Annotated in this window: 12 protein-coding genes; 6 read left to right on the top strand and 6 right to left on the bottom strand. The window is 35.9% G+C overall.

The genetic code is table 11. The features are described 5' to 3' along the window. Positions 1 to 15: 15 nt before the first annotated feature. The 5 genes from truB to H033_RS0100770 form a co-directional block, all read right to left on the bottom strand. Complete coding sequence (gene truB, locus H033_RS0100790) at positions 16 to 717, bottom strand: tRNA pseudouridine(55) synthase TruB (protein WP_026836615.1); 702 nt, start codon at positions 715 to 717, stop codon at positions 16 to 18. After that, the gene (locus H033_RS0100785) at positions 707 to 1,501 is read right to left on the bottom strand and encodes an undecaprenyl-diphosphate phosphatase (RefSeq protein WP_026836614.1); all 795 of its coding nucleotides are present in this window, start codon (positions 1,499 to 1,501) and stop codon (positions 707 to 709) included. Before H033_RS0100785 ends, truB begins: the two co-directional genes overlap by 11 nt. A gap of 6 nt (positions 1,502 to 1,507) precedes the next feature. After that, complete coding sequence (locus tag H033_RS0100780; RefSeq protein WP_026836613.1) at positions 1,508 to 1,765, bottom strand: DUF3098 domain-containing protein; 258 nt, start codon at positions 1,763 to 1,765, stop codon at positions 1,508 to 1,510. Between the two features lie 47 nt (positions 1,766 to 1,812). Next, entirely contained in the window at positions 1,813 to 2,187 is a 375-nt protein-coding gene (locus H033_RS0100775; RefSeq protein ID WP_026836612.1) for a GxxExxY protein, read from the bottom strand. 88 nt (positions 2,188 to 2,275) lie between these two features. Further along, positions 2,276 to 3,154 carry a cell division protein FtsX gene (locus H033_RS0100770; RefSeq protein ID WP_026836611.1) on the bottom strand — a complete coding sequence of 293 codons (879 nt, stop codon included), beginning with the start codon at positions 3,152 to 3,154 and terminating at the stop codon, positions 2,276 to 2,278. A gap of 114 nt (positions 3,155 to 3,268) precedes the next feature. On the opposite strand from H033_RS0100770, the gene H033_RS0100765 reads away from it, so the two are divergent. The 6 genes from H033_RS0100765 to H033_RS0100740 all read left to right on the top strand — a co-directional run bounded on the left by H033_RS0100765 (position 3,269) and on the right by H033_RS0100740 (position 12,496). Further along, positions 3,269 to 4,207 (top strand): ketopantoate reductase family protein, encoded by a 939-nt coding sequence (locus H033_RS0100765; RefSeq protein ID WP_026836610.1) that lies wholly within the window; start codon positions 3,269 to 3,271, stop codon positions 4,205 to 4,207. Between the two features lie 83 nt (positions 4,208 to 4,290). Beyond that, positions 4,291 to 7,548, top strand: a complete 3,258-nt coding sequence (leuS, locus tag H033_RS0100760; protein ID WP_026836609.1) for a leucine--tRNA ligase — start codon at positions 4,291 to 4,293, stop codon at positions 7,546 to 7,548. A 147-nt stretch (positions 7,549 to 7,695) separates the two neighbouring features. Beyond that, positions 7,696 to 8,310 (top strand): DUF4230 domain-containing protein, encoded by a 615-nt coding sequence (locus H033_RS0100755; protein ID WP_026836608.1) that lies wholly within the window; start codon positions 7,696 to 7,698, stop codon positions 8,308 to 8,310. A gap of 303 nt (positions 8,311 to 8,613) precedes the next feature. After that, positions 8,614 to 8,973 (top strand): MmcQ/YjbR family DNA-binding protein, encoded by a 360-nt coding sequence (locus H033_RS0100750; protein WP_026836607.1) that lies wholly within the window; start codon positions 8,614 to 8,616, stop codon positions 8,971 to 8,973. A gap of 18 nt (positions 8,974 to 8,991) precedes the next feature. Then, the gene (locus tag H033_RS0100745) at positions 8,992 to 10,761 is read left to right on the top strand and encodes a MutS-related protein (protein ID WP_026836606.1); all 1,770 of its coding nucleotides are present in this window, start codon (positions 8,992 to 8,994) and stop codon (positions 10,759 to 10,761) included. Positions 10,762 to 11,116: 355 nt separating this feature from the next. Further along, on the top strand, positions 11,117 to 12,496 hold the full coding sequence (locus tag H033_RS0100740; RefSeq protein ID WP_034885982.1) for a mannosyltransferase: 1,380 nt from the start codon (positions 11,117 to 11,119) through the stop codon (positions 12,494 to 12,496). Here the strand turns inward: H033_RS0100740 and H033_RS0100735 are convergent. Continuing rightward, entirely contained in the window at positions 12,493 to 13,107 is a 615-nt protein-coding gene (locus H033_RS0100735) for a lipid-A-disaccharide synthase N-terminal domain-containing protein (RefSeq protein WP_026836604.1), read from the bottom strand. The genes H033_RS0100740 and H033_RS0100735 overlap by 4 nt on opposite strands. Positions 13,108 to 13,156: the final 49 nt, after the last annotated feature.

Raw genomic sequence — 13,156 nt, 5'->3', positions numbered from 1 at the left:
ATAATTATTCTGCGATTAAGGTAGCAATTTTTCAAAAGATGCAATATCTAAAGAATCATCTACATTAAAAGTGCCAATCTTAGTTCTTCTTAAGGTGGAAAGATGTGCTCCGGAATTTAAGGCTTTTCCAAAATCATGCGCAAGGCTTCTAATATAGGTTCCTTTACTACAAGCTACTCTAAACTCGACTTTTGGCATTTCAATATTTGTGATCTCAAATGCTGAAATAGTTACTTTTCTGGATGGAATTTCCACATCTTCTCCATTTCTGGCATATTCATAAAGACGTTTTCCATCCTTTTTTAAGGCTGAAAATACTGGTGGAACTTGTGAGATCTCTCCAAGGAAGCCTTTTGTTGCCTCATTAATATCTTCTTCAGAAATATGATCGATATTAAAGGTTTGATCAATCTCTGTTTCCAGATCATAGGAAGGCGTTGTGCCTCCTAAAGTAAAGGTGCCGGTGTATTCTTTTTCTTGGCCTTGAAATTCTTCTATTCGTTTGGTGAATTTCCCCGTGCAAATTATAAGTAGACCAGAAGCTAAAGGATCTAAAGTTCCTGCATGGCCAACTTTAATTTTTTTTATTTTGCAGCTTTGGCGAATAAGCCAACGCACTTTGTTTACCAATTGAAAAGAAGTCCAACCCAAGGGTTTGTCAAACAACAGAATTTGTCCTTCTTTAAATTCTTCTGGAGTGAAGGTTTTAGTTTGCATATCCAAATCCTATAGCGATTATTCCAACGATCAAACAATAGATAGCAAAATAAGAAAGCTTGCTATTCTTTACCAATTTTATCATCCAGGTACATGCAACCAATCCTGCTAAGAAAGCAGCTATAAAGCCTATAATTAGAATTGAGGGTTCTGTCGTGCTTTCAGAGAGATCTCCACTAAGAACATCTTTTGCAATTTTTCCTAAGATCAATGGCACTACCATTAAAAATGAGAATCTGGCTGCTCTAGATTTGTCGTTTCCTAATAAGACCGAAGTAGATATTGTTGCTCCAGACCTCGAAATACCTGGTAAAATTGCAATAGCTTGAGAAATTCCAATTACAAATGCGTTTTTAAAACTAACCGGCTTGTTGGTATTCTTTGCTTTATCTGCAAGCCATAATAATAATGCTGTAATTATAAGCATAAAGCCTACCAACAATAAATTGCCCCCAAAGAGCACTTCCATTTCTTCTTCAAAAAGAAGTCCCACTAATGCTGCCGGGATCATGGAAAGGATTATTTTTAATGAAAACTGAGTTTCCTCGTTCCATTTAAATTGAAAAAGACCTTTGAAGATTTCTAAAATATCTTTTCTAAAAACCACAATGGTACTAAGAGCAGTTGCAGAATGCAATATTACTGTAAAAAGTAAAGATTCGCTAGGAATACTATTATCTCCAAGAATGGCTTTTCCAAGTTCTAAATGCCCACTTGAAGAAACAGGCAAAAATTCGGTAAGTCCTTGAATGATTCCAAGGATTACGGCGTCAAATTCGTTCAAAGTAAATTATTTTTTATTGGGATTTAATAAGATGGCGTAGACTTCTATTCCAAAACCAATTAAAACTAATGCCGGTGCTAAGCGGATTCTCCGGAAGTTATAAATCTCTGGATTAAATACATTTGGGTCTGTGCTACCGCCGCCAGACATTAAGATAAAACCAAGGGCAATTACCGCTAAACCAATAAACATGAAGGTGTAATTCTTTTTCCCGAAAACAAAGTTGAGGTCTTGCTTATGAAATGGTTTTTTGATCTTGCTCATGTGTAATGTTTTAATTTTATAAACTTGGCGACGTATGCACTAATAATTTATAAGATGATTCGCTGATGCATTAATTTATCTGCTTCAAAATTAGCTAAAATCGCCAACTTATTTCCAGAGATTTTCAAATAGTTTAAGCATTGCGCTGTATGTCTATCATTTAAATTGGTTGTTGATTTAATTTCTAGAATTATTTTATTATAGATAACAAAATCTGCAAAATAGTGATGTGGTAGAATAACATCTTTGTAGTGTATTTTATATTGTTTTTCTCTTTCAAAAGGAATACTTCTCAATTTCAATTCATGCTGAATAGCATCAGAATATACAGCTTCTAAAAAACCCCCTCCTAATTCAGTATGAACATCAAATAAAACACCTAGCAATTGGTAGCTTTCATCTTTATAAAGAATATCTCCCATCTTGCATTTTTTAGTTGATTGTAATTGTAATCAGAATAAAAATATTCGTGTATTCGTGGCAAACTATTTTAAATGATTTTCTTGAAAATTAATAATACAGTTCGTCTGTTTTGAGATTCAAGAATCGCGAGGTTGCAAAAAAGGTACTTAACCATGAGATAAGCGATCCCATTAGAAAAATGCCAACAAACAATGCTATTAATATTTTTTTATCACTTAACAATTCCAGTTCAGGGAAGCTGTCATTCAAATAATAAAGTACAGCTGCCATACCAATTAAGGCTAAAACGGCTCCAATAATTCCCAATTTCACACTTTGTAAGATAAAAGGCCTGCGAATAAAACTTTTGGTAGCTCCAACCATTTGCATGGTCTTAATAATAAAACGTTTAGAATAAACAGCCAATCTGATAGAACTATTAATCAACAGAACAGCGATAAAAGTGAAGATTCCACTTATCACTAAAATCCAGAAACTTATTTTTTTAACGTTGTCATTTAAAAGCGAGATCAAAGGTTTATCATAAACCACTTCATCTACATATCCCTTAGAGGTCAAGTCTTCAGCAATTTTGTCTATTTGATCTGAAGAGACATAATCTGCTTTCATATGAATATCTATGGAATTTTGTAAAGGGTTATAACCCAAGAATTCCATAAAATTTTCACCTATTTCCTTGCTATGTTCTTCGGCAGCCTCTTCTTTAGAAACAAACACGCTAGATTTAGTGTATTCTGCCAATGCCAAGCTCTTCTTTAGCTGTTCGATCTCTACATCTTTGGCGGTGTCTTTAAGATATACTGTAAGTGCTATCTGTTCCTTGAAATGGTCTGCTACTTTCTTGGTATTAAGCACCAAGAGACCTAAAAGGCCCAATAAAAAAAGCACTAACGAAATACTTATAACTACAGAAAAATAAGACGAGATCAATCGGCGTTTTTGATACCTTTCAAAAGATGTACTCATATAGTAATTATAGATTTTGGTGTAAAAATAAGAAAGTTAACCCTTCACTTTCTTTAAAACGTTCAAACTTTCTAAATTATTCTTATTAGATTAATTTAGTCGAAAATTACTACTATGAGAATTTTGATATATGGTGCAGGTGGGATAGGTGGATATTTTGGAGGAAGATTAGCTGAGGCAGGTAATTCGGTTAGTATTATAGCTCGTGGAAAACATCTGGAAGCAATCAAAAAGAATGGTTTAGAGGTAGAAAGTATCAATGGGAATTTTAAAATTATTCCAAGCAAAGTCACAGATGATTTAACTGAAGTAGAAGCTCCCGAATTAATAATCTTAGGAGTGAAATCTTGGCAGATTCCTGCAGTAGCTAAAGAGTTGAAATCCATTATCAATCCAAACACGATGGTATTACCACTTCAAAACGGAGCAAACAATGTGGAAAATTTGATGAAAGTGCTCCCTAAAGAAAATATTCTGGGTGGGCTCTGTCATATTGTAAGTTTTGTATCGGCTCCAGGGAGAATAAAACATGTAAGTTTCGAGCCAAAGATCACTTTTGGGGAGTTAGATAACTCTAAGTCTGCAAGAGTTCAAAAATTAGAAAAAGTATTTTCAGTTGCCAAGATTACTAATATAGTTTCAGAAGATATAGATCTTGAAATTTGGAAGAAGTTCTTGTTCATAACAACGATAAGCGCTTTGGGCGGACTTACAAGAATTAGTCTTGGAGAAATGAGAGAGAGTTCTTATTTGATGGATCTTATGAGAAAGACTGCCGATGAGATTAAAAATGTTGCCAATGCTAAAGGAATTGCCTTAAATGAAGATCATATTAAAGCGGTATTTGAAGTTATAAATAAGTTAAATCCAAAAACCACTGCTTCAGCACAGCGTGATATTATGGAAGGTAAACCTTCAGAATTGGAAAATTTTAATGGTTATATAGTTAAAGAAGGAAACCGATTGAATATCCCGACTCCAGTGAATCAATTTATCTATGGATGTTTGCTGCCAATGGAAAATCAAGCAAGAATGCTGGCAGAATCAAAATAAAATAGAACAGGTAAAGAAGTATAAAATTGTAAATTTGCGCACATTACAGTGAAGTATTACTGCGTAATCAGAAAAAATATAGAATGAGTTACCATTTCAATGAGATTGAGGCCAAGTGGCAAAAATATTGGGCAGAGAACCAAACTTTTAAAGCAAAGAACAAAAGCGATCTGCCAAAATTCTATGTGCTAGATATGTTTCCTTATCCTTCTGGAGCTGGGTTACACGTGGGTCACCCTCTAGGTTACATCGCCAGTGATATCTATGCAAGATTCAAACGCCATAAAGGCTTTAATGTATTGCACCCACAGGGATATGATAGTTTTGGATTACCGGCAGAGCAATATGCCATTCAAACTGGTCAGCACCCTGCCATCACTACAGAAGATAATATAAAAAGATACCGCCAGCAGCTCGATCAAATTGGGTTTTCATTCGATTGGAGCAGAGAAGTGCGCACCAGCGAACCAGATTATTATCGCTGGACGCAATGGATCTTCATTCAACTTTTTGAATCTTGGTACGATAAAAATGAAGATAAAGCTCGCAACATTTCAGACTTAAAAACTCTTTTTTCTTCGGAAGGGAATGCAACTGTAAATGCAGTTTGTGATGAGGATGTGGAAACTTTTAATGCAGATGAATGGAATGCCTATTCTTCTGAAGAAAAACAACAGATCCTTTTAAAATATAGACTTACTTATTTAGCTAAAACTGAAGTGAACTGGTGCCCGGAATTAGGAACTGTGTTGGCGAATGATGAAATTGTGAATGGAGTTTCAGAACGCGGAGGATATCCTGTAGTTCGAAAAAAGATGACGCAATGGAGTATGCGTATTTCAGCATATGCTCAACGATTATTGGACGATTCTGAAACTTTAGATTGGCCACAACCACTTAAAGATTCTCAAACCAACTGGATTGGCAGATCTAAGGGGGCTTTGGTTAAGTTCCAGATCTTAGACTCATCCCATCCCCAGCCCTTCCCAAAGGGAAGGGAGCCAAAGCCCGGATATCTCACCGGGGGAAATAACTCTCATTTGTTGCTTGAAAAAGCAAAGAAAATGAGAGATAATCCAACAGATGCTGAAAAATTTCTTTGGCAGGAATTAAAAACTAAGAAGGTAGGTTTTAAATTTAGACAGCAACATTTAATTGGAGACTTCATTGTAGACTTTGTATGTTTAACAAAGAAACTTGTTATAGAAGTTGATGGCAAAATTCATCTTCCTAAAGGAGAGCAAGATCAAGAAAGAAGTAAAATTTTAAATGATCTTGGATTTAAAGTTATTCGTTTTTCAAATGAAGAAGTAATAGGAAATATTGATTCAGTTTTAAAAGAAATTGAAAAAGAATTGATTAATTACCAAGTTCCCCCTTCGGGGGTTAGGGGGATTGATGTTTTCACAACCAGACCCGACACTATTTTTGGGGTTAGCTTTATGACGCTTGCTCCGGAACATGAATTGGTTCAGGAAATAACAACCTCAGAGCAAAAAGAGGCAGTTTCTGCCTATATAGAAAAATCGGCTAAACGCAGCGAACGTGAGCGTATGGCAGATGTCAAGACCATAAGCGGGGTGTTTACCGGAGCTTATGCACTTCACCCATTAAGCGGGGAGAAAATCCCTGTTTGGATCGGTGATTACGTGTTGGCAGGTTATGGAACCGGGGCAGTAATGTCGGTTCCTTGTGGAGATCAGCGTGATTACGATTTCGCGAAGCATTTCGGATTGCCAATCCCAAATATTTTTGAAGGAATAGATATTTCTGAAGAGGCTTACGCAGAAAAAGAAGGAGTAATAATTGCTAATAGTGATTTCCTAAGTGGATTAAGTTATAAGGAAGCTACTCAAAAAGCAATTGAAGCCTTGGAAGCAGTGAATGCAGGAAAAGGAAAAATCAATTACAGATTGCGGGATGCAGTATTTTCCAGACAACGCTATTGGGGTGAGCCATTTCCTGTGTATTATGTAAATGGAATGCCGCAAATGATCGCAGATGAGTATTTGCCTTTAAAATTACCAGAAGTAGAAAAATATCTGCCAACCGAAGAAGGGGAGCCTCCATTAGGTCGCGCCAAAGATTGGTATTGGAATACAAAGCTAAATAAGGTGGTTTCCCCTCCTTTGGAGGGGTCAGGGGAGGATGTTTATCCTTTAGAACTGAATACAATGCCAGGTTGGGCGGGAAGTTCATGGTATTTCTTTAGATATATGGATGCCAACAATGAAGAAAGATTTACTTCTGAAGAAGCTCAAAACTATTGGGAAAATGTAGATCTATATATTGGTGGGAGCGAGCATGCCACGGGACACTTATTATATTCCAGATTTTGGACGAAATTCTTATACGACCGCGGAATGGTTTCAGTAAAAGAACCATTTAAGAAGTTGATCAATCAAGGTATGATCCTTGGAATGAGCGCCATGGTGTATAGAAGGGAAGGAGAGAACACCTTCGTTTCCAAAGGACTGATAGAGGGTAAATCGGTACAACCTATCCATGCAGATGTGGCTATGATCAACTCTTCAGATGAATTGGATATAGAAGCTTTCAAAAACTGGCGACCAGAGTTTGCAGATGCTGAATTTATCTTAGAGAACGGAAAATATATTGTTGGTAGAGAGGTAGAAAAAATGTCTAAGTCCAAATACAATGTAGTGAGTCCAGATGAGATCTGTTCTCAATATGGGGCAGATACTTTGCGTATGTATGAGATGTTCTTGGGGCCATTAGAGCAAGCAAAACCTTGGAATACAGCTGGAATCACTGGAGTTCATAGTTTCTTGAAGAAAATGTGGAAGCTGTATCATTCCTCCTCCAACCCCTCAAAAGGAGAGGAGTTTTCGTTTTATATTTCAGAAGAAAAAGCTTCAGCCGATTCTATGAAGACTTTGCATAAGACCATCAAAAAAGTAACAGAAGATATAGAAGAATTCAGTTTTAATACTTCGGTATCTACTTTTATGATCTGTGTGAATGAGTTAACGGTTCAGAAATGTAATCAGCGTGAGGTCTTAGAACCTTTAGCCATATTAATTGCACCTTATGCACCACATATTGCAGAAGAACTTTGGAGTAAATTAGGTCACGATTCTTCTATTACAACAGCAGAATACCCAGTTTATGAGGAAAGCTTTTTAGTAGAAAGCACCAAGGATTATCCTATTTCTTTCAACGGAAAAATGAGGTTTACTATGGAGTTGTCATTAGATATGGGGAAAGATGAAATTGAAAAAGCGGTTATGGCAGATGAGCGAACCCAAAAGCAATTGGACGGCAGAGCTCCTAAAAAGGTGATTGTGGTTCCCGGAAAAATCGTAAATATTGTAGGCTAAACTTTAGAGTAAAAAATAAGAACCTCTGGGTAAGCCTTGAGGGTTCTGGAGAAAAAATAATTTTAATAATTCTAGGCATCTCGGTATCCATCAGGACCGGGAATAAACCCTCATGAGGATTAAATGACATTTAAGTATATTTGATATATGGAGTATCTTTTGATTGGTTTGGGAGCCGGAGCTATTTTAGCATATTTTATTTTTGTCAGGCTCAATAAGAACAAAAATAGATCGCGGGCAGATGAGCAATCTGTGATCTTGATGGATAAAATTAAGAGCGTCTGTAAGTTTATCTCTGTTGAAGGAGATTTTTCTGAGATCTATCACTATGAAAACCTTAAAGAGAAGTATGTAAGCTTGCTTTTAGGAAAGAAAAAAGCAATCATCCTAATAACCGCGAAAGCGCATGTAGGTTTCGATCTTAGCAAAGTTCGGATGGAGAGCGATATTGAAAATAAGAAAATTATACTTACCAATTTCCCTAAGCCAGAACTACTCACTGTAGAAACCGATTTTAAATATTACGACAAACGCGAAGGTTGGGCCAACCCTTTTACTACCTCAGATCTTACCGATATTAGCAGAGATTCAAAAAAACACATTGTAGATAAGATCCCGCAAAGCGGCTTGTTGGAAAAAGCAGCAAAGGAAGCTTTAGGAACTATCTTGTTGATGGAAAAGATCGTAGAGACCATAGGTTGGAAATTAGATTATACCGCTTTAGAAATAGCTTCTGAAGAGCCAGCGAAGATTTCGAAATAGTTTTGTCAAACTGAGGTCGAAGTGTGCTTTGTAATTAGTAAGAGTCTTCAACAAGCTCAGACTGACAAGCAAATTCAATTGTATGTCATTCCGACGAAGGAGGAATCTCCTTGATGGTATTTTGTCTTTCTAATAGAGATCCCTCCTCCCGTCGGGATGACAATTGAAAATATAATTCATTCAGAACCTGTAGAGAAATCTAATGTCATTTCGATCGGAGTCGAGAAATCTCATTGGAGATTATATACCAATCATCCTTCAAACTTCGACAAGTTGAACTGAAAAATTATAATTGAAGAGCTTATGGACATCGAAACTTATAGAGATTATTGTCTTTCTAAAACAGGGGTGACCGAGGGTTTGCCTTTTGGGCCGGATAGTCTTGTTCTTAAGTTAATGGGAAAGATCTTTAGCATTGCTTCTTTAGATGAGGTTCCTTTAAGAGTTAATCTGAAATGCGATCCGGAAATGGCAATTAGGCTTCGGGAAGAACATCCAAAATATATTCTGCCAGGATATCACATGAATAAAAAACACTGGAATACTAAGGTCTTAGATGGCAGTCTTCAAAAAACACTTATCTTCGAGCTTGTAGATCACTCCTATAATTTGATACTATTAGGTTTAACCAAGAAACTTAAAGAGGAGCTGGATTTACTATAATTATAGCTATTAAAGTTCATGACAGCATTCGATTTTTATACCCAAGAAAAAGCAACCCAAAATAAGCGTTTAAGAGAGGCCAATAAGCAACTGAACTTATCTAGTATGTTACGCCTAATCCTTTTTCTAGGAACTGCTTTTGGCATCTATTACTTTTATCCAGATTGGAAGATTGCTGCTTTAATTGGAGTAGTTGGATTCGGCATATTCTTATTCCTGGTTTCTCGCCATTCAGACTTAAAGTACAAGCGTAATAAAATTGATGAACTTGTAAAGCTGAATGAAACTGAGCTGGAAGTTTTGAATAGAAATTTTTCGCATTTAGCAACTGGAAAGGAATTCGAAGATCATGATCATCCTTTTAGCCAGGATATAGATTTGTTTGGAAATGGATCTTTTTTCCAATATTTGAATAGAACTTCTTTAAAAGACGGGAAACGAAAGTTAGCTAAAATTTTAACAGAGAACACTATTCTACAAATTCCTGAAAAGCAGGAAGCTATCAAGGAATTGGCGGAAAAGGCAACATGGAGACAGGAATTCTCTGCTGTTGCCAAGTTGGTAAAAACAGAAAACAGTTCTAGCAATGTGTTAAAATGGTTAACCAACTATAAAACTTTTGTTCCCAAATTTATGTTTTGGCTTAGTTGGGGCTTCACGGCAATTTCTATATTATTAATAGCTGCATATTACATGCAAAGCATCAATGGATGGTTTGTTTTTGGATGGTTTTTAGTGGGCTGGGGAATAACGGGGATCTATGTAAAGAAAATAAATGATCTGGCCAATAATGTTGGGAAAGTGCAGGATACTTTTCATCAATACTATCAGTTATTGGGAATGATAGAGACTGTGAGCTTTCAATCTGAGATTTTGAAAGAGGAGCAGTCCAATGTGAAATCTGAAGAAAAAAAGGCGTCAAAAATATTGAAATCTTTTTCAAAAGCTATCGATGCTTTGGATCAGCGGAATAACGGTATATTCATAGCTATAGGGAATGGGTTTCTTTTATGGGATCTGAGACAATCATTACGTCTTGAGAAATGGATTTCAGCACATCATGAAAATGTGAAGAACTGGTTCGAGGTGATCGAATTTATAGATGCGTATAACAGCCTTGGGAATTTTGCATTTAATCATGAACACTATAGCTTCTCAGAGATCCATAAAGATAAGTCTATTATTAAGGCAGAAAAATTGGGGCATCCTTTGCTAAATCCTGAAAAGAGAGTAGATAACGATCTTTATATAGAGAATGAACATTTCATGATCATTACGGGAGCAAACATGGCAGGGAAAAGCACCTTTTTAAGAACGGTATCCCTTCACATTGTGATGGCAAATATTGGCCTTCCTGTTTGTGCCGATAAAAGTGAATATTCTCCAATCAAACTTATAACAAGTATGAGAACCACAGATTCACTAAGTGATGATGAATCTTATTTCTTTTCTGAACTGAAGCGTTTGCAGTATATCGTAAATGAAATTCAAGAGGATAAATACTTTATAATACTAGATGAAATATTGAAGGGAACTAATAGTACCGATAAAGCGATCGGTTCTAGAAAATTCATTCAGAAATTGGTGAAATCCAAATCGACAGGAATTATTGCTACACATGATCTAAGTTTATGTGAAGTTTCAGATGAATTGAACCAGGTAGAAAACCACTATTTTGATGCCGAGATCGTGAATGACGAACTGTTTTTCGACTATAAGTTTAAGGAGGGTGTTTGCCAGAATATGAATGCTTCCTTCTTATTGAAAAAAATGAACATCGTAGACTAGTGCCTCATTGAGGCTTTTATTATAGTTGAGTTCACAGTATATTTATAAATTTTATAATCGAAATGTCATGCTGAGCCTGTCGAAGCATCTCGCTTGGTTTCGATGTGACAGTTTGTTTTATAACTGAAATAGCAGTCTTCGACAAGCTCAGACTGACAGTGTTATATATAATTTTTATAATCGGAATGTCTCGCTGTCCCTATAGCTATCGGGATTTCGAAGCATCTCGATCCCGAAAGCTATCGGGACGCTCGATGTGACATCGAATATCCTAATTATCCCATTCTGTTCAGTTAGCTATCAGAAGTGTTTCAGAATCTAAATTTTCCGTTTCTTTAAAGAATTAAATTCCTTAATGAAGAACTTTTTCCAACTGCATAAAATTTCGCTGCTACTTATAGTATCTAGCGCAGCATTTTATATTGCCTTTGCATACGACTTGGAACGTTCTGATCTTATAAAACTAATCGGACTTTATTCAGGAGTATTCTATTTGAGTTGGAAGCTTTATAAAATTGAAAAAGTCAACTTTTGGTTTTTAGCAGGAGTGGCATTGCTATTTAGGCTTCTATTTATTGGTGCGATCCCCAATCTTTCCCAAGATTTCTACAGATTTATATGGGATGGCAGAATGATTGCCGAAGGATTTAACCCTTATTTATATTTGCCAGAGAATTTAATCGAGTTGGGAACTGCCCCCATTGCTCAAGCTAAAGAATTGTTTGACGGGATGGGAGCGCTTAGTGCCAGACATTTCACCAATTATCCTCCATTAAATCAGTTGCTGTTTGCCATTGCAGGAATTCTTTCTGGAAAGAGTATTATTGGTGCTGTAGTAATTTTGAGGATTCTTATTATCGCAGCAGATATTGGAGTATTATACTTCGGAAGAAAATTACTGATAAAGCTTAAGTTGCCTGAATCCAGAATATTTCTTTATCTGTTGAATCCATTTATTATTATTGAACTCACCGGAAATCTTCATTTTGAAGGTGTGATGGTTTTTTTCTTAGTTTGGAGTTTGTATTTACTTCAGCAAAAAAAATGGATAGGGAGTGCAATCATCTTTGCGTGTTCTGTGCTACTAAAGTTAGTTCCACTAATGTTCTTACCAGTTTTCTTCGGGTATTTTATCTATAAAAGAGAGAATATTAAAGATGCAGAAAATGAGTCGAAATTAGGCTTTGCTAAATTGTTAGGATTCTATTTAATTATCGGTATTACAGTTGTACTGGGTTTTTTACCCATTTTATCTTCAGTATTTATCGAAAATTTTATGGCAAGCATTAGCCTTTGGTTTCAGAAATTTGAGTTCAACGCTAGTTTCTATTATATAGCGCGTTGGGTTGGATTTCAGTCAAAGGGTTATAATATTATAGAAACAGCAGGAATAGCCCTCCCATTGGTCACCATCGGGATATTGGCAGGCTTATCGTTCTTCAGAAAAAATAATTCTTTTGAAAAACTTATAACCGCTATGCTTTTTGGTTTTACTGCCTACTTATTTCTCTCTACTACCGTTCATCCATGGTATTTGGCAATACCCTTAATGCTCTCCATTTTTACTAATTATAGATATCTAATGGTTTGGAGTTTTGTGGTGATCTTAAGTTATGCTGCGTATACTTCCGCTGGATTTCAAGAAAATTTATGGTTGGTGGCTTTAGAATATATAATTGTAATTGGTGTTTTTATTAAAGAACTCTTTAGACGAAAGACTCCTTTACAGCTCTAATCATTATTTAGAAAAAGATTTCTGATATAAACGATGGATCCAAAAAAATGGGCAGCAAGTAAAACGGGATCGCTTCTAAAAACAGCATAGGTAAAAATAATAGCAGAGCCTGTAATACTTATAATCCAAAAAATCCTAGGGAGTGAAGATTCTTTATGCCTTTCAGAATATATCCACTGGTAGATAAATCGGGAGGTGTAAACCAGTTGTCCAATAATACCCAAAATAATTAGCCACAAGGCTATGTTTTCATTCTGTAGAAAATCACTCCATTGTTTTTGGCTAAATAACAGTAAATAACCAGCAATGAGCATAGGGACAAGAAATACTGTGATTTTGAAAAGCAACCTAGAACTCTTCCACTCATGCTGAAGTTTTAAATTTCGGAAATAAACACCGTAGATCAATATTTGACCAATCATAATTGGAAGATCTTCTCTAAGATATCCGTAAATAAATAGCAAGAGCGCCGCAAGTAAACTTAATTTCCAATACAGAGTTGGGGTTATTACTTTTTCAGCCTTTTCAGATAAGAACCATTGAGTAATAAGTCTGATAGAGAAGAGTAATTGTGCCAGAAATCCTATGCTGTATATTATCCAATCATTCATAAATTAAAAACGGTTTTAAATAAAAAGCTGCCAGTCAGAGAAGATTGGC

This window comes from Gillisia sp. JM1, from assembly GCF_000424645.1.
In the GTDB taxonomy this organism is placed as follows: domain Bacteria; phylum Bacteroidota; class Bacteroidia; order Flavobacteriales; family Flavobacteriaceae; genus Gillisia.
This window is presented reverse-complemented; position numbering and strand designations above follow the sequence as displayed.